Source organism: Hungatella sp. L36 (genome assembly GCF_014288035.1).
Genome location: NZ_JACOPC010000023.1, coordinates 17,871 through 43,710 on the forward strand (window position 1 = coordinate 17,871; position 25,840 = coordinate 43,710).

A 25,840-nucleotide genomic window follows, 5' to 3' on the forward strand; every position below is an offset into this window, starting at 1 on the left:
TGTCAGGTTAATTGAATACAATCTTAATGATTCTGTCTGCCAGGTAAGAGCCGTCTGCCTGCTGCTTTCCAAAACACAGTACAAAATCGTTATCTCCTATCCCGTCTTTTTCACTGCCCTCCAAAGAATAGCTGCTGCCATCCGATTTCACGGTTCCCCTTTGAAATACTGTGTCTTCTGAATAAGTAACCGTTATACTGCCTCCATCTCCGGAAGATGAAGTGCCATCCGCAAAGGGGGATGTATTAATCACGCACCCGGTATCCGAGCATTCGCCGGCTGTGCCGCTCAAATCAGCAGACTTCATCATGTCATTCGCATCTGCAAACGTATCCATTGTATCTAAGTCCTCATTCCCGGCACCGCCCTGAATTTGCAGAAGCGATTCATTTTGGACCTCCTCCTGCTTCTCAGGGACTTCCCCCTCAGCCTCCTTACTGGCAGTATTTACAGGTTTACTTTCCTGACTCTCTGTCACTTCTATTCTTTCTGTTTCCTTTTTTACATTTGGCTCCGTACCTGCACATCCGGTAGCCAAAAGCATCCCCGCGCAGATAGCTGCATATATCCCCATCATTCCTCTTTTCATAAACTGTCTTTTCTTAAGCTGTCTTTTCATCATATTGAATCCTTTCCATTGCATATAAAAATTTTACATTTGCTCGTTGATATAAAGACTGGCCCGGCTCTGAATTCTTTCAGCCGTTTCCTGAGCGCTCCTTGCCCCTGAAAAATATTCCCCGGCCTCTTCCAATATAAGTGTTTCCAGTGTCTGATTGTCATTCTCCACATAGGCTGCGCTGTTTAAAAGCTGCTTTGTCAGCTCCGCATCTTCTTTTGCAGCCTTGCCATCTTCGTAAATCCATGTCCAGATAGATTTCCCTTCCACCGCCGCCTGCGTGACCTTATCAAACGCCCTTCGATGAATCGGAAGCATCATACAGGACATCTGGTGGTCCTCTGTCAATAGTGTTCTGACGAATTCCCATGCCCCTTCCTTCCGGGTGCTGGACGAGGAGATTCCAACCTTCACTTCAGGTTTGATTGCATGGTATTCACCGCCGTCTCCGGGAAGTCCAAGAAACTTCAGGTTCCCATTGAAGTAATTTCTGTACTTGGTGATGTGGTAAACGCTCAGCACTGCTTCATAGGCCGCTGCATAGGTATCACTCATCTCCGTTCCTCCAAAGCCGTCCTGGCTGCTTTCCTGTATTTTACCGGCAAATTCCAGCATTTTTACAAATTCAGGCGAATCAAAAGAGCACTTACCCAGGTTCCAGTCAATAAAACTGCCATCTGTCTGAAGCATGATTTTCAGGAAGGAAGCACCAGACAGATTGTTTATGGAATTGGCTCCGTAAGTATCAAGGACCTTTTCCAGATCCTGAATGGTCCAGCCATTGTTTCCATCCACAACATCCGCGCCAGCCAGCATAGTGGATATGGCTACTCCGTCTGTAAGATAAGGTAACTTTCCATCCAGGCTGATCGCTTCAAAGACATTTTCAAAATAATCCTCTGTCCGGATTTCCGGATCATTTTCCATATATGGATAAAGGTCTTCCAGGAGCCCCTTGCTTTGATAAATCTGTACAGACAAATTACTCATATCCAGGATATCCGGCATATCACCAGAGATGATCCGTGTATTAAGATTCAAAATGGCATTATCCCATTCCTCGTTGGAAACATTTTGTGCATACGGAAAATACTCTGTCAGCTCAACCTTATACCTGTCGTTTGTTTTGTTAAAATCGGATACGGCCTGGACAAGGCCAGGAGTCGCAGTCAGGCTCACCATACTCAAAAGTTCTCTCTCATCCACACCCTCGGTTAGCACCGCCATTTCATATGACAGTACCTCTGTCTGATTGGATGAGGCTGTCAGGACCACAAAACGCCCATCCGTGCATTCTCCAAGCTGAACTTCTGATGTGCCAAGTCCCATATCCGACCAGTTAAAGACAGGGATGCCCTCCTGTGCTCCCGCAGCATACCCATACAAAACGGAAGAATCAAACCGATAGAAATCTTTGTTCACTCCTCCATACAGTCCTGCTGTTGCTCCCAGACAGATTTTATCTTTACTCCAATCCTGAGTCTCCATGTCCACGGTAAGCAGATCATAGTTCATACGGTCCGAGGAAGTCGCACAAATACCAATCTTTCCTTCGGCAGTCGTTGTGGTTGTCATAAGATTTCCCTCATAATCAAGAGAAAATAAGAAACGGCCGTTATTGTCGAATAGATAGACCAGCGTATTACCGCCTTTTGCAGCTACACAGATATTTCCCTCCATATCAATGCTAAGGAACAAATCTCTTCCAACTGCCGATATGACCGGGCTGTCCATCACACCGGCCAGGTCAACCGATTGGACCTGTGAACCACTGTTGTCAAATTTCCTTAAACTATAACCGCCTGCCTTCTCCAGGCAAACCGCCCAGATACTGTTATCCGGGGCAAAGCCAAAATCCAGAAGCGAGACAGAAGCATCCAGATCCAGATTCTGTTTCAAAAACTTGCCGTCATCAATATCCATTGCTGCCAAATAGGACGTACCATCTTCCTCCAGGCAGCACAGATAGGCCATATCATCTTTGAGCAGAAGCCTTTCGATTCCTGTCACGGTGTCTGGAATATCAAAAAAGTCTGCAACATAGGAAGCCGCAGGCTGCATGGTATCCATGCGGTTCCCACAGGCTGTTACGGTAAAAATCATTGCTGTTGTTCCCAGAATTGTAATAATCCGTCTTATCTTCTTTCTCATAGCCACCTCCATTCTCTAAAATTACCTCCTTTCATATAAATATTGCCTGCTCTATCAGGCAGTTTAAGCATACCATTCATGAGCAGGCAGTTTTTTAATTTGAAATAATTGATTTTCTATGGAATGGTAAAAGAATGATTAAGAAATTCCTAAGGCGAATTGCCTGTTCTATCAGGTAAATCCAGCATACCATTGATGAACAGGCAATTTTCATACTTAAATTGATTTTTTCTAAGATGCTGTGACAGAGATTTTAGATGAATCTGATGGGATTTCAACGATGAAAGCAGTGCGTCCATTACTGCTTTCAGCCTTTATCTGTCCGCCATGCAGTAAAATAATATTTTTTGCAATAGCAAGTCCGAGGCCGGAGCCTCCCGTTTCGCTTAATCTCGCATTGCTTAAACGGCAGAATTTATCAAAAATCACATTGAGCTTATCCTCCGGAATTTCCCCGTCATTTTCAAATTGAATCACAGTCCATTCTGAAAGCTCTCTGGCTGATACTTTGATAACGCTGTTTTCCTCACTATAAGAGATGGCATTTTTCAGGATATTATTAAATACTCTGGCCAGCTTATCAGAATCTCCATATACAGATATATCCTCATCTACATGATTCTCTATAATTTTTCCACATGCATTTAACTGCGGATACAATTCATCTGAAATCTGTGCAATCATATAGTAAAGATCAACCTTTGTCTTTTGAAGCGGAAGAGATTCTGAGTGACTGCGGGTAATCTCAAAGAACTCATTAACCAGAGTCCTGAGCCGGTTCGCCTTTTCCCATGCAGTGTGGATATATTTTGCTTTCTCCTCATCGGGCATATCCGGGGTTTCATCCAAAAGGCTGAGATATCCGATTACAGAAGTCAGTGGGGTCTTGATATCATGAGCCAGATATACCACAAGATCATTCTTCTGCTGCTCTGCCCTCTTGGCCTTATCCGCCCGTTCTGCAAGCGTCCGCTTTACATCAGACAGTTTGTGCTCCACACTCTCCAACTCCGGAGACAGGGAAATGGCTGCCCTTTCTTCCATAAGCTTGTCAATCCCTGTTACTACCTCATCAAAATATCGTTTATATGTATCCAACAGCATATGGAATAACAAAAAAACAAATATGATTATGACCAACGCAAGAATAAACTGCATATTAGCAGTCACCATCTGGAAATATATTAAATCAGCTTCATTCTCACTGATTGAAAGAATGCGTGCAATCCACTCAACAATCGCATCTGCCAGGTGTCCGCGTGTCAGCATCCGCAGTACAAAGACTGCAGCAACTGCTCCCACTGTAATCCATAATCCCCGGATAAACGTAATACGGCCGAGCTTTGAATAGTTGTACTCTGCTTTTTTAAATTTCACCAATTTTATATCCAACCCCCCATACCGTTTTTATATATCTGGGATTTTCCCCGGTATCTTTCATCTTCTCACGAAGATGGCGGATGTGTACAGTAATCGTATTGTTACTCTTGGTATAGTATTCTTCCTGCCAGATTTCATGAAATAATTCTTCGGCACTGACAACACTGCATCTTCGCTCTAAAAGTATCCTTAGTATGGAAAATTCTGTAGGAGTCAATGACAGCGTCTCTCCATTAAGCCGACATTCATACGTCTTAATGTTCATCGTCAATCCGGCATATTTAAAGATTTCATTCGCTGCCGGAACCGCTGAGCCCACATTGTATTTCTTGTAACGGCGAAGCTGGGCCTTTACCCTTGCTACAAGCTCAAGAGGCAGAAACGGTTTTGTAATATAATCATCTGCTCCAAGCGTAAGCCCGGTAATTTTATCCGTCTCTCCATCCTTTGCCGTAAGCATGATTACCGGATATGTGTACTCCTTACTTCGTATGGACTGACATATCGAAAGTCCACTGATATCCGGAAGCATGATATCCAATATAGCCAGGTCAAAGTCCGTACTCCCAATACAGACAAGCGCTTCCTCCCCTGAATAAAACTTATATACATCCATATTTTCATTTTGAAGATATACTTCAATCAGATCCGCAATTTCCTTCTCATCATCAACAACAAGTATTTTTTCAAGCAAAGCATGACACTCCTTTCAGTTTAAATCATCTATATTATACCGAATTTGTGGCACCAATGTGTTTATATATACTGGATAAATGATTAATTATTTCCTAAGATACACATAATTACCATTTAAATCTCATGTAGGAGAAAAAGAAAAAGACGGCCTGAAAATTAATTCAAAACCGTCTGTGGAGTTTGAATGGTTAAAACTCATATCCAGTTTTTTACCAATGCTATCATTCTATTCACTGGTAATCTGTATCTGTTTTCCCACTGCCAGAGGGCTCTTCATCTGGAACCGAATCCTCCCCGGGCCGCCATGCCTGTCCAAACTTCACATCGCGGAACAGGGCAGCCAGGCCAGTAATCTGTTTGAGCCTCAAAATCTCATCCCGGTCCATCCCCAGGTGTTTGGAAATCCATGCATCGGAACGTCCTAACTCGTGCAGCTCCTTAATGATATTACTCATTAAGTCCACGTCATGTGTTCCACGGGCGCGGTTATGACGGATGGTACTGGCCATACGGTCGGACAGCGGTTTATCGATTATCGAAACCGGCATCATCCCCTTCTCACGCTCATAAATATCCGGGTAATCCCGCATTACCCGCCAACGATGAAAACCATCTACAATCACATATTTATCATTGCTTTTTACATAATAACAGACGATCGGCATAGTATAACCGTCCAACCTGATGCTGTTGTACAGCAGCTGCATTTCCGGCGGAGCCACGTTGTTCGGGTTATAGGTATTGGGTACAATCTTTTCAAATGGTACCGCAATGATGCTGTATACTGGGCTTCTGAATTCCCTATTTACCATTTATCATCCCTCCGTACTTGTATTTAATAATATCCACACGTTTTTGTTCCTGCCTCGTAAGCCCAAATCCCATAAATCGACAGGTATGGTCATTTTTCAAAATACAGTAACACATTCGTTTCCAGCTTGGTATATCTTTCGTGCTTTTGATATCATCGGTATGATCGGGAATCGGTCCAAGAAAAATAATACGGGAATTTTTGTTAATTGTATAGTTAGAGATACCATTTCTCCGAATGTGGTATCCCTTTTCCAGAAGCTCAAGGATTGTTTCCTCCGGTAATCCACCTCCGGTCTCATGCCAGAAATGGATGGAAGTATTAAACTTTTTCACATAATTATTCCGCAGTCGGGCAGGCAATGTATCCAGCAGAAAATGAGTATAAGATTTCCATGTATGATCTTCCGGTAACGTAATACTGCGATACCCCATCGCTTTTGTCTTTCCATAAATCGCACCAAAATTTGCTCCGCGCACCCGCCCCACCAGTTTCGCCCATATTTCCGGGTCGATGACGCGGTATAGATTCAAAGCATCTTTGGAGTAGTCGTTAAAAGGCGATGCTACCCGCATTTGGTCTATTTTTAATCCTGCCTTATAATACAGATCATATAAATTATTGTAATCATAATTGAAGCGATAATTAGCGCACCATACGTCAGAATTTGACCAGTCGTATAAGGGTGAAGCACACCATACGTCTTTGAACTGCCTGGAAATCCAGCACTCGTTTTGATATCCGTATTTCTTATTGACAAAACCGCTGTACCGCTGTAAAGATTCATCCGCCCGCAGACCAAGCAGGCAGACCGTACTGCCATTCCCATGCTCCTCCTTGTAAAACCGGCCAAACTGCTTTGCCAAATCTTCCTGATGCATCCGGTAACGATAGTGGGTAAAAGGCTTCGCCAAATTAATGACATAGGGATACTCCGGTATCGGACGCACCCATATATCCTGTTTGGTTTCATCCCAGGGATACCAATACATCTCATAACTACTCAGTGCTGTCCTGGTAGCCATAGGAAGGCAGACCCAATAAAGGTCTATGCCAGATTCGTTTTCCAGTCGCTTAAAAGTGCGGGTAATATAGTCCGTAGTCACGGTATACTGCGCCTCAAAATCCTGATGAAATACGCCAATCACGCGATCTGAAGCATACTTATTCCGGTAATCCAGCAGCAAATTCAAAAGAACACCACTATCCTTGCCGCCGCTGAATGAGATATAAATATTTTTAAATTCCTGAAATAAAAACGCAAATCTCTTCTGCAGTGCATCGAATACATTCATATTAATGTATTCTTTTCTCATGTCTCTAATAAACTCCTTATCTTTCATATATAAAACGTACAATAGCGCCTGTTGGGCCGCCATATATCCTTCTAACGTTACCAGACTATGACTGCCACTATCATTTTGTCTTGTCTCATTTATCATGTACCTTACTAAAATAATAATATGGAGAGCAGAAAAATTCAACATAATATGTACTCAATTTGTGAATAATTTGATGGATGTAGTGCTGCCCTGATGCCGGTTCGGCAGTTAAGGAGTTCATCAAGCCCCATACTTCCTTCCCCAAACGCTACGATCGCGTCCACCTTTTAAGCCCCCCTCCGCTTTTCCTCTCCCACCTTGCAATTCCCCCTCATTTGGTATATGATTAGTCTCAGACTATCAGATACAGGGAGGACTGTTTATGTACAGTTTTAACAACGATTACAGTGAAGGCGCTCATCCAAAGATCCTGGAAGCGATGATGAACTGCAACTTAGCACAGAACGGCGGATACGGACTCGATATTCACTGCGAAAATGCGCGCCGCTTAATAAAAGAAGAGATTGGACGAAACGATGCGGATGTCCATTTTATCACCGGCGGAACCCAGACGAACTTAATTACCATCGCCGCCGCGCTTCGCCCGTGGCAGGCTGTTATCGCCACAGACAAGGGCCATATCAATGTTCACGAAACAGGAGCCATCGAGGCTACCGGCCATAAAGTTCTGGCCATGCCGTCTAAGGATGGCAAATTAACCCCGGCAGACGTTTTAAAGGCGCTGGATACGCATACCGATGAGCACATGGTTCAGCCTAAGATGGTCTATATCTCCAACTCCACGGAGATCGGGACCCAGTATTCAAAAGCCGATTTAGAGGCCCTGCACCATATCTGCCGCCAGAATGATCTCTATCTTTTCCTGGATGGAGCCCGCATGGGAGCGGCACTGACCAGCCCGGTCAATGATCTGACCCTACGCGATATTGCGGAGCTGGTGGATGTATTTTACATAGGCGGCACCAAGGCCGGCGCACTGTTCGGTGAGGCGCTCATCATCTGCAGAGACGAATTAAAGCAGGATTACCGCTTCATGATCAAACAGCGCGGCGCCATGATGGCGAAAGGCTGGCTTCTGGGAATTCAGTTCGAAGAGCTGTTCCAGAACCATTTATTCTACGATATGGCGGCACATTCCAACGATATGGCATCCATCTTAAGAAAAGGGATTGAACAGTGCGGTTACGCCTTTTTCTCGGAATCCATGACAAACCAGCTGTTCCCCATCCTTCCGGATGCGGTCATCGAAGCCTTAAGCGCGGATTTTCTCTTTTCCATTCAGGAACGCGGCACCAACGGATCCAGTGCGATTCGTCTCGTCACTTCCTGGGCCACGAGAGAAGACGCCTGTCACGCCTTCGTCGCAGCCCTTCAAAACTGCAAAAACAAATAACTGCATCTAACGATACTACGGAGTGTAGTACCAGGGCATGTTTAAAAAAGGATTGATGTGTTATGAAACGGCGTATTTTCGTCATCCTGAGATGGGCTCTGCTGCTCTATCTGCTTTACCTGGCGGCAGGGGCCCTGCTTCCCTTCGTACATACAAAGAAAACGGGAGAAGAATTTAAAAATAATTTTGAACCAGCCTCTTTTTATTCAGAGACAGAAAGTGTTGACAGGGCCCGCGTCGTAGAGACCAGCATGGATGCCCTGGAAAGCCGCGTTTTAATGATCCATCAGGCGGAGAAACGCATCGTGCTCTCCACCTTCGATATCCGGGACGGCTCCAGCTGCCGGGATATCTTCTCTTCCCTGCTGGAGGCCGCGGACCGTGGCGTAAAGGTCCAGATTCTGGTGGACGGATTGTACGGAACCCTTCATATGCAGGGAAACCCGATCTTCTACGCGGCAGGGACCAATCCGAACATTGAGATAAAATTTTATAATATTCCCAACCCGCTGAAGCCGTGGACCATCAACGGACGCATGCATGACAAATATCTGCTTATTGACGATAAGCTCCTGCTGCTGGGCGGCCGCAACACCTTTGATTACTTCCTTGGAGAATATAACCTGCGCAATCTAAGCTATGACCGTGACGTGATGATCTATAACACGAAGCATGGCCAGGAGGAGGCATGGTCCTCCAGCGTTCTGTCGGAAGCAGACGAATATTTCGAGGCGATGTGGCAGTCCAGGTACTGCAAAACCGTGTTTAACGCCCCCTCTGCGTCCATGAAGAAGAAACTGCCTGCTGCAAGGGCGGAGCTGGCCGAGTATTACCAAACCCTGAAAGAAGCCATGCCGGAGCTGGTTCTGGCCGGTCACGACTACGGACCGGAGACCGTGGCAATCAACAAGGCCACCCTGATCTCCAATCCCACCCACATTCTTGCCAAGGAGCCCTGGGTCTGGTACCAGGTCCAGTACCTGATGGCACACGCAGAGAAACAGGCTTATATCCACACTCCATACGCTGTCTTCAGCAAAGACATGTATGAAGGAATGAAGGAAATCACCGATTCCGTACCGGAGGTCACCATGCTTTTGAATGCGACTTCCGTAGGCGACAATTTTATGGCCTCCTCCGATTACACAAGAAACCGCGGAAAAATACTGGATACAGGAGTCTCACTCCGTGAATATTTCGGAGATCACTCTTCCCACGGAAAATCGATCCTGGTGGACGACCGTCTCTCTATCGTGGGGTCCTATAACCTGGATATGAGAAGCACCTATGTGGATACAGAGACCATGCTGGTCATCGACGGAGAAGCGTTCAACCGACAGCTTAAGGCCTGCATCGACGATCTGGAAGCCGATTCCCTGGTGGTACAGGCAGACGGCACCTATGTCCCGGACCCGGACGTTCCGGTGATTCCGGTCCCTCCGAAAAAGAAATGGATCTTTGCCGTTACCTCCCGTCTCTTCCAGCTGTTCCGTTACTTAATATGAAGTTAATGAAAAAAGGATCAGAATCCGGGGCTTTCATGCCTTCGATTCTAATCCTTTTTTCTTTGTTTTCTTATATTTCGAAACAGTTATTTATCCAGCGCCTTCAGAGCCGCCTGAATCTGGTTATCTTCCTTCACATCCACCGTAATCTGATTCTTTAACTCTTCTTTCAGCTCCACTTCCACGTCCGGTTCAATTCCCTTACCGTGTAAATCGAAGCCTGACGGTGTATAGTAGTGAGCCGTAGTCATCTTGATGGCAGTTCCATTGTCCAGAGGAATCAGATTCTGCACGATTCCCTTGCCAAATGTCTTTGTTCCCACAACTGTCGCCCTGCCGTAATCCTTCATGGCTCCCGTAAATACCTCGGAAGCGCTGGCGGACTCTCCATTGACCAGAACAGCCAGCGGAATATCGAGAGAATGGCCGTCGGAGGCGTATTCCTGCCCTCCCTTGCCATTCTTGTCGGCCATATACACAAGCAGCGTCGCTTCCGTGTTGGTACGCACCAGATCCTTATCACCCTCGATAATTAAATCATCCGGAAGGATATAATCCAGCATATCCACCACCGTATCCAAAACGCCGCCCGGGTTGTTCCTTAAATCAACCAGGAGCTTCTTCATGCCCTGTTTCTCCAGATCATCGACCGCGGCCTTAAACTGATCGGCTGTCACTACATCGAACTGGCTCACCGCAATATACCCTACATGGTCTTCCAGCATCTGGTATTCCACCGTCTGTACTGTGACATTGCGGCGTTCCATCTTCAAATCGACGTATTCGCCCTCATCCTGCCGGAAGACAGTAAGAGCCACTTCGGAGCCGTCTTTTCCCTTGATATAATCCTTTACCAGAATATCCATATCCATTCCGGTAACTTCCATGTCGCCTACCTTATAGAGAACATCGCCCGGCCTCATGCCTGCTTCCGCCGCCGGAGTATCCTTAAATACCTTGATCACTGTAATAATTCCGGTGCTTCTGTTCTGGCTGATCATGACACCGATTCCATGATACTCGCCTTCCGTATCCTCGCTTAACTTCTGGTACTCCTCAGCGGTGTAATACGTCGTATACGGATCGTTTAAGCCATACATCATGCCCTTGTAGATCCAGTCTTCCACCTTCGTGGCATCTTCATCGAAAAGATAATATTTATCTATAATCTGTTGAAGCGTAGTGATCTTCTTCGTGATCCGGTTTAAATCCAGCGAACCATCCTGGTTTTCTGCCTGATTCGATTCGGCCGCCTGCTGTGGCCCGTCGATCGCGGTTCTCCCAATCAGAAATATTCCGAGGGACATGCCCACGATGATCAGTCCTGCAAATGCTGTCAGAAGTGCGCCGACCAGGGCGCCTTTCCAAAATTTATTTTTGTTTTCCAATGTTATTCTCCTTGTCTTTCGGGTTATGGACTTACATAGTTTATGGGATTAACGTAACTTCCATTCACCCGGATGCCAAAATGAAGGTGGGGGCCGGTAGAATAACCTGTAGAGCCCACCTTAGCAATTACCTGCCCCTGTGTCACCTCCTGCCCTGCAGAAACGAGAAGTTCCGAACAGTGCATATAAACGGTGGAGACACCTCCTCCATGATTGATCATGATATAGTTGCCGGCAGAATAACTGTATGTAGATATGGTTACGGTACCTGAAGCCGCCGCCAGAATGCTGCTGCCCGTGGATGCGCCGATATCGATGCCCTGATGGCTGGACGACGCGCCTTCCGTCGGAGATTCCCGGTCTCCAAACGAGGAGGTGATCCTGCTGCTGGCCGGACATGGCCATATGAAGTTAATATTCCCAATACTAACGGTATTATACTTCTGCCCTGCCTCTAATGCGGCCTTCTTCGCTTCCTCTTCTTTTCGTTTGAGTTCAGCCTCAATAGCCTTAATTTTATCTTCCTGCGCAGCGATGTCTTTTTCCAAATCCGAGAGACTTCCCTCGCTGGCTGCGATCTTACTGTTATAGGATTTCAGTTCCGCTGTCTTTTCATTCATCAGACGCTCAGCGTCCTTCTGCTTTTCTTCCGTATTAGTCTTAAGCGTTACCAGCTCCTCGTGTTCTGCCTTTAGGTCTGCCTCTCTGGCAGCCACCTCTTCACTGGCCGCTTCATACTGATCCAGCATTTTTCTATCATATGCCGCAATCTGACTGATATATTCCGCACGATTAAAAAGCTGGGTGAGATCGGCCGACTTAAACAACAAGTCTAAATAACTGGTCTCACCCTTTTCATACATATATTGGATTCTAAGCTTCATGCTTTCATACTGACGTCTCTCATCTTCCTTCGAGGCGGCCAGCTCTGCCTCCGCCTCCTCGATCTCCGCTTCCTTCGCCGCAACGCGGGAATTAAGGGCGGTTACCTGCTTGTTTAAGGAATTCAGTTCCGCATCCAATTGATTTACATAAGATGCGGTGTCAGATTTCAACACTTCCAGTTTTTCAATCGTCTTCTCTATTTCTTTCTTTTCGTTTTCCAGATTTGACTTGCTTTCTCTGGCCGCATCTACATCAGTCTTTGTACCATAGGAAGGAAATATACAGGATACGGTAAGGACTGCGGTCATGACGGCCGCCTCTATCCGTTTTCTGTATTTCATATGCAGTTCCCCTTATACCTTTAAATGTTTACGAATTGTAAAGAAACTTACAAAAAATCCGATTCCGACGCCCAGCGCCAGCGCGGTTCCCGCCATATACGGGAATATCTGCTCAACCGGCAGAAACTGGAACAGGCCGGACAGGATGCTGAACTTCTCCACCACATATCCCACCGCGTTCCGGTAAAGATAATAGATGGCAACGAGGGGAATCAAAGCTCCAAAGATTCCCAAAAGCACCCCTTCTACTACAAACGGCGCACGAATCATATAGTTCGTGGCTCCGATTAATTTCATAATTTCGTTCTCATGCTTCCGGAATGCAGCCGCAACCGAGATCGTATTGCTGATCAGGAAAATGGCAACCGCCAGGAGAACACCGATAATCATCACGGACAGAACACCAATTACCTTATTGATGCTGGTAATTCCTTCCGCCGCGGTGCTGGAATAGTTCACCCTTCTGATAATGTCCTGACTCTTCAGCCAGGTAACAAATTCCTCCTGATTTTCCAGATCATTCAGGAAAATATCGTAAGAAGCAGAGTTGGCAAGCGGATTGTCGTCACGGAAGCCTTCCGCCAAATCCATCTTATCCTCTCCGAAATAATCACCTTTTATCTCTTCCCATGCTTCCTCGGCCGACTTGAACTTGATCTCTTTTACTTCCGGTCTTGCTTTCAAAGTCTCGCCGAACTGGGCAATTGTCTCATCCGTTGTACCTTCATTAAAAAATACGGTGATTCCCACCGTGCTTTCCGTATTCTTAACCACATACTGCACATTGACTACGATGGAAAAGAACAGGCAAAACAAAAAAATACACGCAGAAATCGTCGCGATCGAAGCAAGCGAAAACAGAATATTTCTGCATATATTATTTACGCCCTGTTTCAGGCAATACCAAAATGTACTAATCCTCATGTGTATATCCGCCCTTTTTCTCGTCGCTTACGATGGTTCCACGATCCATGGTGATAACCCGCCTCTTCATGCGGTCTACGATTTCATGGCTGTGGGTAACTACGATTACCGTGGTCCCTCTTTTGTTGATCTCATCTAACAGCTTCATGATCTCCATAGAGTTGTGGCCATCTAAATTGCCCGTAGGCTCGTCGGCTAAAAGTATCTCCGGGCGGTTAATCAGTGCCCTTGCAATCGCAACTCGCTGCTGTTCGCCTCCTGACAGCTGCTGCGGATAAAATTTGTATTTCGATGAGAGTCCCACCATGGTCAGCATGGTTGGAACCGATTCTCTGATGCTCCTTGCGGAAGCGCCGATGACACGCTGCGCAAATGCCACATTCTCATAGACATTGCGGTCCTTTAACAGCCGGAAGTCCTGGAATATCATGCCCAGCCTCCTGCGGTATTTTGGAATGTAGCGCCTGGGCATCTTCCCTAGGTTCATATCGTTAACAATAATCTTGCCGGACGTCGGTTCCACCTCTTTTAAAAGAAGCTTTAAAAGCGTAGATTTTCCAGAGCCGCTCCGGCCGATGATGAAAACGAACTCCCCGTCCTCAACTGTGATGTTGATGTTACGCAGAGCCTTGTTTCCGGTTTCGTATGTTTTATTTACATTCCACAGTTCGATCATCTTTATCCTCTGAAGTCTTTTAATTTCCTTTGTCGCGACCCACTCCCCCGCAGTGCAAACCTCGATTCCGCTTCGCTTCATACCCGATGAAGCGGGGCACGCTGTCTCGGTTTCCGGGCTTTGCCCTATGAAAAGAGCCAGCAGGAAATCCGCTTTTGTGCCAGCACAACGCTGATTTCTTACTGTCTCTTTTCGCACTGCTCATGCATCACTAATAGTCCTGGTTCTCCATGTACTTCATGTACTTGACAACCATTAAGGCTATCTTAAACGTAATTGCATCCTCAAATACTCTCAAATCAAGCCCTGTGCTCTTCTGTAACTTATCCAGCCTGTATACAAGCGTATTTCTGTGAATGTATAACTGTCTCGATGTCTCGGATACGTTTAAGCTGTTCTCGAAAAACTTGTTGATCGTGGTGAGTGTCTCTTCGTCGAACTCGTCAGGGGATTTGCCGTCGAAGATTTCTTTGATGAACATACGGCATAACGGAAGCGGAAGCTGATAGATCAGTCGTCCAATTCCCAGTTTGCTGTATGCGACTACATTCTTGTTGCTGTAGAAGATCTTACCTACATCCATCGCCATCTTGGCTTCCTTGTAGGATCTGGATACTTCCTTGATTTCTCCGACGATCGTACCGAAGGCCACATGAACCTGGGTCATGGCTTCTGTGTTCAGCATGTCCAGAATGGTGTTTGCCGTCTTCTCCAGTTCCTCATACGTCTCACCGTCCCGGACTTCCTTGACCAGGATGATGTTCTTCTCATCTACCGCAGTAACGAAATCCTTCGTCTTGGCAGCAAATAAGTTGCGGACTGTCTCTAATGCGTTGACATCCTTCTCGTGCTGTGTCTCAATGATAAATACGACACGCTTGATGTTCGTCTCAATATGAAGCTTCTTGGCGCGGTTGTAGATATCCACCAGAAGCAGGTTGTCCAGAAGCAGATTCTTAATGAAGTTATCCTTATCAAAACGCTCCTTATAAGCAACCAGAAGACTCTGAATCTGGAAGGCGGCAAGTTTGCCAACCATATATACGTCGTCACTGCCTCCCTTGGCAAGAAGAATATATTCTAACTGGTGCTCATCAAAAACCTTGAAAAACTGGTATCCCTGAATTACCTGGCTGTCAGCCGGAGAATCCACAAATGCCAGGATAGAACTCTCATAGTCTTCTGCGTCAGGAAATGTTGTTGCCAATACCTTTCCTTCCGTATCACAAATGCATAAATCAATTCTCGTAATTCCTTTTAATCCTTCAATTGTCGTTTGAAGTATTTGATTCGAAATCATGGCACACTCTCCTTATCGTAAATTTTCCCTTATTCTATATTAAAGCAAAAACTAAAAAAAAGCAAGCGAGTATAGCACTCGCCTGCTTAAATTTTCATAAAATTTAGTTTAAGACTACCAGTTCTGTGTCCTTATCGAATACATGGATCTTTGTTAAGTCAAGAGCAAGCTTCACTGTATCGCCAGGTCTTGCTGTTGTACGAGGATTCACTCTTGCGGTAAAGTTTGCATCGTCAACATCGAAGTATAAGTAAACTTCAGCACCTAAAAGCTCGTAAACTCTGATGGTTGCATCGATAATGCTGTTCGGAGAAGATGCAAGGAAAGCTTCCTCGTCATGTAAATCTTCCGGACGGATACCTAAAACAACAGTCTTGCCAACATATCCAGCGCCCTCTAACTTCTTCGCTTTTCCTTCCGGAAGTGCAATGGTGTGTCCGCCGAATGTAAGAGTAACGTCGCTTCCGTTCTTTGCAACGGTTGCTTCGATTAAGTTCATCTGAGGAGCTCCGATAAATCCAGCAACGAACTTGTTGCCTGGCTTGTCGTATAAGTTCTGAGGAGAATCAACCTGCTGAACAACGCCGTCCTTCATAACTACGATTCTGGTACCAAGTGTCATAGCCTCTGTCTGGTCATGTGTAACGTAGATGATGGTTGCCTGCAGTCTCTGATGTAATTTGGAGATCTCAATACGCATCTGGCCTCTCAGCTTTGCATCCAGGTTGGATAACGGTTCGTCCATTAAGAAGACTTTAGGATTACGTACGATAGCACGTCCCATAGCAACTCGCTGTCTCTGTCCACCGGATAATGCCTTCGGCTTTCTGTCTAATAAATGCTCAAGGTCAAGGATTCTTGCTGCTTCATGAACCAGCTTGTCGATCTCGTCCTTTGGTGTCTTTCTCAGTTTCAGACCGAATGCCATGTTATCGTAAACGGTCATATGTGGATACAGAGCGTAGTTCTGGAATACCATTGCGATATCTCTGTCCTTCGGCTCAACGTCGTTCATTAATTTGCCATCGATGTAAAGTTCACCGGAAGAAATGTCTTCCAGACCAGCGATCATACGAAGGGTTGTGGACTTACCACAGCCGGAAGGTCCTACGAAGATGACAAACTCTCTGTCTGCAATCTCCAGATTGAAATCCTTTACAGCTTCGAATCCGTTCGGATATTTCTTTGTGATGTTCTTCAATGATAAACTAGCCATCGCTTAATCCTCCTAATTTTAAATAAAAATATGTGTTTGTTTTTCTCCTCGGACCCCGCAGCCCCTTGTGCTGCCGTCCTTTTCATTTCCTGACCTTATCATACATGAATGGTCTTATCTTTACCATATGGCATTTAACCAAAATCCAAATCTGCCTTTTGGCTAATTTGTATATTCAATAAAAAAAATGACTGAAACGCCAAAATATAGAAAGATCCGGCTGGGCATTTCTGTCTAATATCTCTAACCTGCGGCATCTCCAGACCGGATTTGGGCGGAAACGACAAAACAGCGCCGAATTTCTTCGCGCTGTCTTGTTCATATTTTCGTAAGATTTACTGTTTTCTGACCAGGACATTCAGCCACCGTGTGTCAGAATGACCAGAACGGACATCCTCGGTTTCCCAGATCTTTACCACGTCAAACCGGTCGTTGTCTTTCAGTACTTCCTCCATGGCATCCTCTGTGTAATCACAGAAATACCGCTCTCCCCGGAAGCCCTCAAAGTCTCCCAGCTTAAAGGACATATAAAGAATTCCGCTGTCTTTCAAGGCCCTTGCTATCTTTTTAAGAATGGCAGACAGTTCCTTTTCCGGAACGTGAAGCAGGGAAGCGCAGGCCCAGATTCCGTCAAACACGCTGTCGAAATCCATCTCCTCAAACGTCATGTTGAGTACTTCCAGCCCTGTGTGAATCTCGGCCAGTTTGCACATCTCCTCTGATGCGTCCATGGCTGTCACATCGTATCCCAGTTCGTAGAAAATCAGGCTGTCCCTTCCGGAACCGCATCCGAGGTCAAGGATCGTATCCCCTTCCTCCAGCAGATTTAAAAACTCCGTTCTTATCTCCGACATATCCTGATCCACTGTCTCTTCGAACACCTTTGCCGCATACTTATTATAATAGTCTATCGAGTCCAAAACAATCCTCCTGTTATTCCTTTCCACTCTATTTCAATATCTCTATGGTTTTCTCGGTAATCTTTACTTTTCCATCTTTTAAAAGATGGCCTACCGCGCGTTTAAACGCGTTCTTGCTCATCTGAAACTCGCGCTTGATTACTTCCGGCGCCGCTTTATCCGTAAATGGAAGCACTCCGCTGAACTGGTCTCCGATCACTTCCAGCACCCGCGCCGAATCGTCGTCCATCTGTAAGTACGCCTTCTGTCTCGGGCTTAAATCCAGCTTGCCGTCTTCCCGCACCTTGGTGACCCGGGCCGAAACCGTGTCTCCCTCATGGTAATCGTCAAAGAGCTCCTTCTTCGGAATCAGTCCATAGTACTTATTGTCGACTGCCACAAACGCACCCAGAGTCTCATTGATCTCGTAGATCGTTCCAGTCACCTGATCGTCCTTCTTATAAGGCGACTCACTGCTCATGTAAGCGTAAACCCGCATGGTGGCCGCCAGCCTCTGGCTCTTATCCACGTACAGCGCCACCAGAACCGATTCTCCCTGGCGTACCTTATGTGTCTGTTCCCGGAACGGCAGAAGCAAATCCTTCTCCAGTCCCATATCGAGAAACGCTCCGATCTTGGCCACTTCCTTTACCGGAAGCATCGCGGTCTCTCCCACTGAAAGCTTCGGGATTCCCGTGGTCGCAATCAGACGGTCCTCCGAGTCTTTATAAATAAATACGCTGATTTCATCGCCCGGCTTCGCTCCTTCCGGAACCTGTTTCTTTGGAAGCAGCACGGAAGCTTCTGAAGCCACGCCCTCTCCCACATATACACCGAACTCCTTGACCCTCTGTACCGTCAGGGTCTGCACTTTTCCCAGTTCTATCATCTTACATCCTCTCTCGTTTTTCCCCGCAGCCATATCACTGCATAAGCGGCTCCCTGCTCGTCACAGAGAGAAACCGTGTATCCTTCATCCGTCCGGCTGACATGCGGATAAACCACATCGCCGCAGACGGCTGCTTTCTTATATTCCACCCGGAGTTCTCCCACCTCGATTTCAGACGGCAGCACCTCCCTGGCTATCTCCACATACTGGGCATTGTTCACATGATGATTCGTATCGATGTGGTGTTTTGCGATCGTCACGCACTCCGCTTCCTCATATTCAGCGGGCACGGTAATCTTTCGCGGTGCATACTCCATCTCCAGGCGCTTCTCGTCGCCTCGGCCGTATCCCCGGATATTCTCTTCCTTCACCTTCACAGGCCGCCCCAGCTCCGTGTCAAACAGAAACCATACGGAATTGGCTCTCACCAGGTAATTCCCGGCCGGATCACAGATAGTAAAATTACGGTATCCGTAAAAGCCCTTGAAATCATAGGGCCATGTACCGATGACCACTTCTTCTCCCAGCGCAGGGTACCGGTCGATCACGATCTGCCAGGAAGAAAGCCACCACGCCTGATGGTGTTCCGTCAGATAGGAAATTCCCAGCCCGATGTCTTCCGACTGAAACGTCGAACAGTCCTGTAAGTAATTCATGATACCTGTAAGAGTCAGTTTACCGTATTCATCCGTCTCACTGTACCGTATCCTGCTGCCAAATGTGTACATGCTGCACCTCTCATCAAAATTAAGTAACATTATAAAGCATTTTGCCTGTCTTGTCCAGAAGAAGGAGCGATTCTACTGCAGAAAAAGAAGCAGTTCCTTATGGATTCCTGCTTCTTTTCAAGTTTCTGCAATTTATAAGACGCTATTCTCACAAAATACTGCAAAACCCGCAGGAACTTTCCTGCGGGTTTTATCAAGACTGGGCTACAAGGATTCGAACCTTGAAATGACGGAGTCAGAGTCCGTTGCCTTACCATTTGGCGATAGCCCATTAACACAGCAAGATGTAGTATACACGATGTCTGTCCGATAGTCAAGCACTTTTTTTTACTTCTTTTTATTTTTTTTGTTTTAAATTTGCTCAATATTTTAGTTGTATTTTCTATTTTTAATGCTATTCTTATATTATCGGAACTTTTGATATTTTTCATATAAATTGAATTACATTTTAAGGGGTAAAGGGGTTACAAATGAAAAATCTGCGTATCAAAACAAAACTGCTTATGCAAACGACCTTTTTGTTGTTGGGTCTGACCGCACTCGGCGTAGTCTCCCTCGTGTTCATGTATCGGATGAATGAGCGCAACACGGCTATCAACGATGACTGGCTGCCTTCCGTTGTCACGGCAGAAGAACTGGACACACTCACCTCCAATTTCCGCATCAGGGAATATGGACACATCATCGCCTGGGAGCCGGATATCATGGCATTGCGGGAAGAACAGATGGCAGACCTTCTTCTTGAAATCGACGCCAAATTTGCCGAATACGATCAGCTTGGCAGCAGCGATGAGGAAAAGCAGATGCTCGCCTCCGCCAGACTGGCCTGGGCCGATTACCTGCAGCTGCACAACACCGTAGTCGAACTAAGCCGCAGCGGCGAGATGGAGCAGGCCATGGTGATCGCACGGGCCGATTCCCAGAAGCTGTTTGACGAAGCCACCGAGATTTTCGAGGAGCTGGTCGAATACAGCAAGACAAACGCCCAGACTGCAAGCCACGAAAGCACGCTTCTCTATTCCAGAGCGTGGATGCTTCTGATCTCGATCATTGTACTCCTGATCGCCGCGGGATTTCTGTTATCCCTTGCCACAGTGAAAGCCATCCTTACCCCTGTCAACGAACTCGACAACGCCGCCGCCCGAATCGCGGACGGCAACTTAAATGAAGTGATCACGTATGACTCGAAAGATGAATTGGGCTCCCTGGCCGTAAATTTTAACAAGACAGTAACACGGCTTAAGGATTATGTGAATTATATTAAGGAAATCTCTGCCGTGCTCAACCAGATTGCAGACGGTGACCTGGCGTTTGAACTGACCTACGACTACGCCGGTGAATTCAGGAAGATCAAAGAGGCCCTGGAACATATTTCCGGGTCACTAAATGGAATTATCGGACAGATCAACCGTGCCTCCGATCAGGTAGCGAGCGGTGCGGAACAGGTAGCCACCGGCGCCCAGTCCCTCTCTCAGGGCACCTCCGAACAGGCGGGTTCCATCGAAGGGCTGGCTGCATTTGTCGGAGACATCTCCGGACAGATCCGGGGCAATGCCTCCAACGCGGAGCAGGCCAGTGAGAAAGCCCGCAGGGTCGGCGATCAGATGTACGCCAGCAATCTGCAGATGCAGCGCATGATCGCCGCCATGGACGAAATCAGCAGCAGCTCCCGAGAGATCGGCAACATCATTGAAACCATTGAATCCATTGCGCTCCAGACGAATATTCTGGCACTTAACGCCTCCGTGGAGGCGGCCAGAGCCGGTGTTGCCGGAAAGGGCTTCACTGTCATTGCAAATGAGGTCAGAAACCTTGCCGGGGATACGGCAGACGCTTCCAAAAATACCTCCGCTCTCATCGAGAGCTCCATGAAGGCGGTAAAAAACGGCGCGGCGATTGCCTCCGAGACAGCCGCCGCCATGATGGAAGCCGTAAACGGTGCCGTGGAGGCAGCCGAGACCGTGGACCTCATCTCCAAAGCCTCCTTAAAGCAGGCGGAGGCCACCTCACAGATCACCATGGGAATCGATCAGATTACCGCCGTAATCCAGAGCAACTCCGCAACCGCCGAGGAGTGTGCCGCGGCCAGCGAAGAGCTGTCCGACCAGGCGAACCTTTTAAACGGACTGGTCGAGCAGTTCCGGCTGAAGAAACGTTGATAGTCTGAAAAGAGTAAACGCATTATGCAACTACCACTTCCACCCTTTCGTCTCCCAGAACCTCAAACGTAAAGCCTGCTGAAACGTCTGCTGGAACGTCTGCTGAAACGTCTGCTGAAACGTCTGCTGAAACGTCTGCTGAAACGTCTGCTGAAACGTCCGCCGAACCGCCCTCGGAAGCAGCAGCCGCGGTTCTTTCCACCCGAAGCGTAATCGTTCCATCTGCCCGGCTGGCCGCTGCGGTCATCACCACGTGGCCTTCTAAGTCCGTTACGCCGGTCTCCGCGGTCATTCCATCCTCCGGGAGATACAGAAGGAATCTGACTCCCTCCGCAAACGCGTAATCCGGTCTGCTGCTCTCCTGTCCGACCGCCACAATGCTGCCGGGGCGCACCATGAGCGGCAGGGAGAAGTAATCGTGTGTCTCCTTCTGCCATCTGCCTCCCGCGACGGTCTTTCCGGTAAGCAAGTTCACCCAGGTTCCCTCCGGTAAGTAGTATTCCACCTCGCCGGATTCCTTGAATACCGGGGCCACCAGCAGGGAATCACCCAGCATATACTGCTTATCCAGCGGCTCGCAGGCCCGGTCCTCCGGAAATTCCACGAACATCGGGCGCATCATCGGGATTCCCTCTTCATGGGCTTTTACCGCCTGACGGTAGAGATACGGCATCAGCGCACATTTCAGCTTTACAAACTTCCGAAGCACGTCGCAGGCTTCATCGTCGAACAGCCACGGCACGCGGTAGGAGGAAGAGCCATGGAGACGGCTGTGGGAGCTTAAAAGGCCAAACTGGCACCATCTCTTGTAGATATCGGCCGGCGCCGTATTTTCAAAACCGCTGATATCATGGCTCCAGAAGCCGAAGCCCGCACAGGCCAGAGAGAGGCCGCTCCGGATGGTTTCCGCCATGGACGGATAGGTCGCCGAACAGTCACCGCCCCAGTGAGCCGGGAACTGCTGTCCTCCCACGGTCGCAGAACGGGCGAACAGCACGGCTTCCCCTGTTCCTCTCTCCTGTTCCAGAAGCTGGAATACGGTCTGATTATAGAGAAACGTATAGTAATTGTGCATCTTAACCGGATCGGAACCGTCAAAATAAGCGATATCCTTCACCGGGACTCTCTCACCGAAATCCGTCTTAAAGCAGTCTACGCCCATATCCAGCAGCGTCTTTAACTTGCCCTGATACCAGGCGGCCGCGTCCGGATTGGTGAAATCCACCAGTCCCATACCGGCCTGCCACATATCGGTCTGCCATACATCCCCGTTCGTCTTTCTGATTAAGTAGCCGTGCTCCATGCCCTCATGGAACAGCGGAGATTTCTGTCCGATATACGGATTGATCCACACACAGATCTTTAATCCCCGGTCGTGATACCGTTTCAGCATACCGGCCGGATCCGGAAATGTCCTGGGATCCCACGTAAAATTACACCATTCATACGCTTCCATCCAATAGCAGTCAAAATGGAACACGTGCAGCGGTATATCCCGGTCCGCCATGCCCTGGATAAAGCCGGAGGTCGTCTCCTCATCGTAATTGGTCGTAAAGGAGGTGGTAAGCCAAAGGCCAAAGGACCAGGCCGGAGGCAGCGCCGGTTTGCCGGTCAGCTCCGTATATTTGGATATGGTTCCTTTCGGGGTGGAACCGTTAATCACGTAGTAATCGAGCCGTTCCCCTTCCACGGAAAACTGCAGGCGTTCCACCTTTTCGCTGGCAATCTCATAGGCGGCATCCCCCTCATGATCCAAAAGCACGCCATACCCCTTGTTGGTAATATAAAACGGAATATTCTTGTAGGTGATTTCACTGGCCGTTCCGCCATCCTCATTCCACATTTCCACCATCTGGCCGTTCTTCACAAACGGGGTGTACCGCTCACCAAGTCCATAGATGCACTCGTCCACATCGATGGCCAGCTGCTCCACCATATAGGTTTTTCCCGTATCCCGGTTGGTCATATGGGCCATGTTGCGGAATCCGGTGTTGGTCAGTTCCCGGTCTCCGTCGAGGAAACGGATTCCCCAGCCGTTCGGCCTCTTATCGATAACCGCAGATGTGCGGCCGCTCTGATAGCGGATCTCCTCCTCTGTTTCCTCGATTGTCACATGGGGGGCGGTCTCCTTAATCCCGGCGAAGGGGCCGCGGTAAGCGGTTCCCTCAAAATGCCTCACGGAAACCTTAATCACATCTTCCATTGGACTGGAAAGACAGATGGTGAGCATCCCCAGATTCAGGCAGTCTCCTCTTCCCGCGATATGCTTTCCCGGCGCATAGATTATGAGTTCATCCCCATGTATCCGGCTGTCTGCGAATTCTGCCGCGTAAAGCGGAGTGATTTCCTTTTTGGTACACCAGTAACCTTCTGTGAATTTCATCGACATTTTCCTCCTAATGCATCGTTTTCTTTAATTTCAACGGTCTGAACAAGCCGCACGTCACCAACGGACCGCCCCACGCAGACCGAATACTCATCCTCCGGCACTTCGAACGCCATTTTCTCCTCATTGTAGTAAGAAAATGCTTTCCATGGAAGCCGGAAATCCACGGCGCGCTCCTCGCCCGGCTGAAGGCGGACTTTCACAAATCCCTTAAGCTCCCTGGCCGGCCGTTTGACAGTCTTTCCGGCTGCACCGACGTAAATCTCCACGACCTCCGCTCCAGCCGCAGAGCCGCAGTTTCTCACTGTCACAGTACCATAGATGCCGTCTTCCCGCCGCTCCAGCTTTAAATCCCCATAGGAAAACTCCGTATAGGACAATCCGTGACCAAAGCAGTAGCGGACCGCTTTTCGCTCCGTCTCGTAATACCGGTAGCCAACGTAGACGCTTTCCCGATAGGCAACGGTATCACCGCCCGGAAACTCTCCGATGGAATGGGCCGGGCAGTCCTCCAGCCGCTTCGGGATGGTAAATGGAAGCCTGCCGGAAGGATTCACCCTGCCGAGAAGGACCTCTGCCATGGCCAGGCCGCCTTCCATTCCATTGTAGCTGCTGTATACAATGGCCTTCGCCCGGTCGGCAAAGACCTCCATGTCCACCGGAGAACCTGCTATGACTGCGATGACCGTATTCTCATTGGCATCCAGGACAGCGGAGATCAGTTCCTCCTGTCCGTAAGGAAGCTTCATATCCGTCCGGTCGCATCCCTCCAGATCGAACTCGTGATTCAGCCCGATAAACAAAACGGCGTTTTCACAGGATTCTGCCAGGGCTGCGGCTTCCCTTATGAGTTCTCTGCGGCGTTTCTCCGCCGCATCGCTTCCGTCTCCCTTATATGACGCCTTATAGGCCCGTTCCTCCAGGCTCTCCGCCTGCCAGTTTTCCTGTTCCGCCGACTTTTCACCGTCGCTCTGGTAGCCTGGAGCATACTCTACGCTGACGGCTCCGCCCAGCTCCATCTTCAGTCCCATAAGCGGTGTAAGCTCGTAAAGCGCCTTGATCGCCGCGCTGCCGCCGCCGCTGGAATGCATCTTCCCTGCATTTTCCCCGATTACCGCCAGGCGTTTCACTGGCTTCAGCGGAAGAATCCCGCCTTCATTCTTTAACAGCACAATCGCCTCTTCGGCACATTTGAGGATTGCCTCCTGATGATCCCTCGTGTTATAGGAGCCTCTCTTTCTGACGCCGTCCAGCATATGGAGCCGGTCCATGAGAACCAGGATATTCTTAACCTTCTCGTCCAGCAGCGCCTCGGGGACCTCTCCGGATCGGACCTTTTCCGCCAGCGGATCCGCCATGCAGTACTGATCAAAATCACTGGTCACCGACATCTCGATGTCCAGTCCGTTTTCCGCGGCCTGCATCGTGTCGTGGACGCCTCCCCAATCGGATATGACCACGCCGTCAAAGCCCCATTCCCCGCGGAGAATGTCCTGCAGCAGGTAATGGTTATGGCAGCAGTGTTCTCCGCGGAACCGGTTGTAGGCTCCCATCAGCGTCTTCGTCTTTCCCTCTTTCACCGCGGCCTCGAAGCCGGGGAGATAGAGCTCTCTGAGCGCCCGCTCGTCCACGGCAGCCTCCACATCGAGCCTGCGTGTCTCCTGATTGTTTAAGGCAAAATGCTTCACACAGGCCGCCGTATCCTGCTCCTCAATGCCCCGGATAAGCGGAACTGCCATTTCCGAGATCAGATGGGGATCCTCACTCATGTACTCAAAATTTCTGCCGCAGAGTGGGGAACGAATCAAATTGATTCCCGGAGCCAGGATCACGTCCTTTCCACGTCCCCTGGCCTCCTGCCCCAGCACGCATCCCATGTCTGCCGCCCGCTCCCGGTTCCAGGTGCAGGCGATGGCCGTATTGCTGGGCAGGTAGGACACGTAATCGTCCGTCGTCCCCTTAGGCGCCCAGTTGTCGTCCTGCAGTTCCTTTCTGACCCCCATGGGGCCGTCCGACATCCAGAGCGGCGGGATTCCGAGGCGCTCCACGCCTTTCGTATGGAAAATCCCCTGTCCATGAATCATCCCGATCTTCTCTTCCAGGGTCATTTCCCGGATCAGATCCCAGATCTTCTGCATTGTCATTCGTTCC

Annotated in this window: 20 protein-coding genes and 1 tRNA gene; 3 read left to right on the forward strand and 18 right to left on the reverse strand. The window is 48.3% G+C overall.

Annotated features, from left to right (window positions below; all coding sequences use genetic code 11):
• Nucleotides 1-7: 7 nt before the first annotated feature.
• The 6 genes from H8S80_RS31000 to H8S80_RS31025 all read right to left on the reverse strand — a co-directional run bounded on the left by H8S80_RS31000 (nucleotide 8) and on the right by H8S80_RS31025 (nucleotide 6,973).
• Nucleotides 8-619, reverse strand: coding sequence for a hypothetical protein (locus H8S80_RS31000; protein WP_117633482.1), 612 nt, complete (start codon nucleotides 617-619; stop codon nucleotides 8-10).
• A gap of 33 nt (nucleotides 620-652) precedes the next feature.
• Nucleotides 653-2,782, reverse strand: a complete 2,130-nt coding sequence (locus H8S80_RS31005) for an extracellular solute-binding protein (RefSeq protein WP_117633454.1) — start codon at nucleotides 2,780-2,782, stop codon at nucleotides 653-655.
• A 219-nt stretch (nucleotides 2,783-3,001) separates the two neighbouring features.
• Nucleotides 3,002-4,150, reverse strand: a complete 1,149-nt coding sequence (locus tag H8S80_RS31010) for a sensor histidine kinase (protein WP_117633455.1) — start codon at nucleotides 4,148-4,150, stop codon at nucleotides 3,002-3,004.
• Nucleotides 4,137-4,844 (reverse strand): VanR-ABDEGLN family response regulator transcription factor, encoded by a 708-nt coding sequence (gene vanR / locus H8S80_RS31015; protein ID WP_002602308.1) that lies wholly within the window; start codon nucleotides 4,842-4,844, stop codon nucleotides 4,137-4,139. Before vanR ends, H8S80_RS31010 begins: the two co-directional genes overlap by 14 nt.
• Nucleotides 4,845-5,076: 232 nt before the next feature.
• A complete protein-coding gene (locus H8S80_RS31020; protein ID WP_117633456.1) occupies nucleotides 5,077-5,658 on the reverse strand; it encodes an IbrB-like domain-containing protein in 582 nt (193 codons plus the stop codon).
• Nucleotides 5,648-6,973: a phosphoadenosine phosphosulfate reductase gene (locus tag H8S80_RS31025; protein ID WP_025531406.1), complete on the reverse strand. Its 1,326-nt coding sequence runs from the start codon at nucleotides 6,971-6,973 to the stop codon at nucleotides 5,648-5,650. The genes H8S80_RS31020 and H8S80_RS31025 overlap by 11 nt, the downstream gene beginning before the upstream one ends.
• A 388-nt stretch (nucleotides 6,974-7,361) precedes the next feature.
• On the opposite strand from H8S80_RS31025, the gene H8S80_RS31030 reads away from it, so the two are divergent.
• Both H8S80_RS31030 and H8S80_RS31035 read left to right on the forward strand, forming a co-directional pair.
• On the forward strand, nucleotides 7,362-8,393 hold the full coding sequence (locus tag H8S80_RS31030) for a threonine aldolase family protein (protein WP_117633457.1): 1,032 nt from the start codon (nucleotides 7,362-7,364) through the stop codon (nucleotides 8,391-8,393).
• Between the two features lie 62 nt (nucleotides 8,394-8,455).
• Nucleotides 8,456-9,898, forward strand: coding sequence for a phospholipase D family protein (locus H8S80_RS31035; protein WP_117633458.1), 1,443 nt, complete (start codon nucleotides 8,456-8,458; stop codon nucleotides 9,896-9,898).
• Nucleotides 9,899-9,984: 86 nt separating this feature from the next.
• Here H8S80_RS31035 and H8S80_RS31040 read toward each other — a convergent pair whose 3' ends face one another.
• The 10 genes from H8S80_RS31040 to H8S80_RS31085 form a co-directional block, all read right to left on the reverse strand.
• Nucleotides 9,985-11,286: a S41 family peptidase gene (locus H8S80_RS31040; protein WP_025531404.1), complete on the reverse strand. Its 1,302-nt coding sequence runs from the start codon at nucleotides 11,284-11,286 to the stop codon at nucleotides 9,985-9,987.
• Nucleotides 11,287-11,309: 23 nt separating this feature from the next.
• Nucleotides 11,310-12,512 carry a murein hydrolase activator EnvC family protein gene (locus H8S80_RS31045; RefSeq protein WP_038257747.1) on the reverse strand — a complete coding sequence of 401 codons (1,203 nt, stop codon included), beginning with the start codon at nucleotides 12,510-12,512 and terminating at the stop codon, nucleotides 11,310-11,312.
• Between the two features lie 12 nt (nucleotides 12,513-12,524).
• Entirely contained in the window at nucleotides 12,525-13,436 is a 912-nt protein-coding gene (gene ftsX, locus H8S80_RS31050) for a permease-like cell division protein FtsX (protein WP_002602301.1), read from the reverse strand.
• Nucleotides 13,426-14,112 (reverse strand): cell division ATP-binding protein FtsE, encoded by a 687-nt coding sequence (ftsE, locus tag H8S80_RS31055; RefSeq protein ID WP_002602300.1) that lies wholly within the window; start codon nucleotides 14,110-14,112, stop codon nucleotides 13,426-13,428. The genes ftsX and ftsE overlap by 11 nt, the downstream gene beginning before the upstream one ends.
• 211 nt (nucleotides 14,113-14,323) lie before the next feature.
• Nucleotides 14,324-15,412 (reverse strand): PucR family transcriptional regulator, encoded by a 1,089-nt coding sequence (locus H8S80_RS31060; protein ID WP_002602299.1) that lies wholly within the window; start codon nucleotides 15,410-15,412, stop codon nucleotides 14,324-14,326.
• Between the two features lie 103 nt (nucleotides 15,413-15,515).
• The gene (locus tag H8S80_RS31065; protein ID WP_002602298.1) at nucleotides 15,516-16,628 is read right to left on the reverse strand and encodes an ABC transporter ATP-binding protein; all 1,113 of its coding nucleotides are present in this window, start codon (nucleotides 16,626-16,628) and stop codon (nucleotides 15,516-15,518) included.
• A gap of 335 nt (nucleotides 16,629-16,963) precedes the next feature.
• Nucleotides 16,964-17,548, reverse strand: coding sequence for a class I SAM-dependent methyltransferase (locus H8S80_RS31070; RefSeq protein ID WP_002602297.1), 585 nt, complete (start codon nucleotides 17,546-17,548; stop codon nucleotides 16,964-16,966).
• 28 nt (nucleotides 17,549-17,576) lie between these two features.
• Nucleotides 17,577-18,416: a CvfB family protein gene (locus tag H8S80_RS31075; protein WP_002602296.1), complete on the reverse strand. Its 840-nt coding sequence runs from the start codon at nucleotides 18,414-18,416 to the stop codon at nucleotides 17,577-17,579.
• A complete protein-coding gene (locus H8S80_RS31080; RefSeq protein ID WP_002602295.1) occupies nucleotides 18,413-19,144 on the reverse strand; it encodes an acyl-[acyl-carrier-protein] thioesterase in 732 nt (243 codons plus the stop codon). The genes H8S80_RS31075 and H8S80_RS31080 overlap by 4 nt, the downstream gene beginning before the upstream one ends.
• A 199-nt stretch (nucleotides 19,145-19,343) precedes the next feature.
• A tRNA-Gln gene (locus H8S80_RS31085) sits at nucleotides 19,344-19,415 on the reverse strand.
• A 199-nt stretch (nucleotides 19,416-19,614) separates the two neighbouring features.
• On the opposite strand from H8S80_RS31085, the gene H8S80_RS31090 reads away from it, so the two are divergent.
• Nucleotides 19,615-21,303 (forward strand): methyl-accepting chemotaxis protein, encoded by a 1,689-nt coding sequence (locus H8S80_RS31090; protein ID WP_117633459.1) that lies wholly within the window; start codon nucleotides 19,615-19,617, stop codon nucleotides 21,301-21,303.
• Nucleotides 21,304-21,325: 22 nt separating this feature from the next.
• Here the strand turns inward: H8S80_RS31090 and yicI are convergent, their stop codons facing one another.
• A complete protein-coding gene (gene yicI / locus H8S80_RS31095; RefSeq protein ID WP_117633460.1) occupies nucleotides 21,326-23,686 on the reverse strand; it encodes an alpha-xylosidase in 2,361 nt (786 codons plus the stop codon).
• Nucleotides 23,683-25,833 carry a glycoside hydrolase family 3 C-terminal domain-containing protein gene (locus H8S80_RS31100; RefSeq protein ID WP_117633461.1) on the reverse strand — a complete coding sequence of 717 codons (2,151 nt, stop codon included), beginning with the start codon at nucleotides 25,831-25,833 and terminating at the stop codon, nucleotides 23,683-23,685. Before H8S80_RS31100 ends, yicI begins: the two co-directional genes overlap by 4 nt.
• Between the last annotated feature and the right edge of the window lie 7 nt (nucleotides 25,834-25,840).

Bases quoted from the DNA above. Each gene is read 5' to 3' on its own strand.
- H8S80_RS31000 (WP_117633482.1), bottom strand. From the start codon at position 619: ATGAAAAGACAGCTTAAGAAAAGACAGTTTATGAAAAGAGGAATGATG.
- H8S80_RS31005 (WP_117633454.1), bottom strand. From the start codon at position 2,782: ATGGAGGTGGCTATGAGAAAGAAGATAAGACGGATTATTACAATTCTG.
- H8S80_RS31020 (WP_117633456.1), bottom strand. From the start codon at position 5,658: ATGGTAAATAGGGAATTCAGAAGCCCAGTATACAGCATCATTGCGGTA.
- H8S80_RS31025 (WP_025531406.1), bottom strand. From the start codon at position 6,973: ATGAGAAAAGAATACATTAATATGAATGTATTCGATGCACTGCAGAAG.
- H8S80_RS31030 (WP_117633457.1), top strand. From the start codon at position 7,362: ATGTACAGTTTTAACAACGATTACAGTGAAGGCGCTCATCCAAAGATC.
- H8S80_RS31035 (WP_117633458.1), top strand. From the start codon at position 8,456: ATGAAACGGCGTATTTTCGTCATCCTGAGATGGGCTCTGCTGCTCTAT.
- H8S80_RS31045 (WP_038257747.1), bottom strand. From the start codon at position 12,512: ATGAAATACAGAAAACGGATAGAGGCGGCCGTCATGACCGCAGTCCTT.
- ftsX (WP_002602301.1), bottom strand. From the start codon at position 13,436: ATGAGGATTAGTACATTTTGGTATTGCCTGAAACAGGGCGTAAATAAT.
- ftsE (WP_002602300.1), bottom strand. From the start codon at position 14,112: ATGATCGAACTGTGGAATGTAAATAAAACATACGAAACCGGAAACAAG.
- H8S80_RS31060 (WP_002602299.1), bottom strand. From the start codon at position 15,412: ATGATTTCGAATCAAATACTTCAAACGACAATTGAAGGATTAAAAGGA.
- H8S80_RS31065 (WP_002602298.1), bottom strand. From the start codon at position 16,628: ATGGCTAGTTTATCATTGAAGAACATCACAAAGAAATATCCGAACGGA.
- H8S80_RS31075 (WP_002602296.1), bottom strand. From the start codon at position 18,416: ATGATAGAACTGGGAAAAGTGCAGACCCTGACGGTACAGAGGGTCAAG.
- H8S80_RS31080 (WP_002602295.1), bottom strand. From the start codon at position 19,144: ATGTACACATTTGGCAGCAGGATACGGTACAGTGAGACGGATGAATAC.
- H8S80_RS31090 (WP_117633459.1), top strand. From the start codon at position 19,615: ATGAAAAATCTGCGTATCAAAACAAAACTGCTTATGCAAACGACCTTT.
- yicI (WP_117633460.1), bottom strand. From the start codon at position 23,686: ATGAAATTCACAGAAGGTTACTGGTGTACCAAAAAGGAAATCACTCCG.
- H8S80_RS31100 (WP_117633461.1), bottom strand. From the start codon at position 25,833: ATGACAATGCAGAAGATCTGGGATCTGATCCGGGAAATGACCCTGGAA.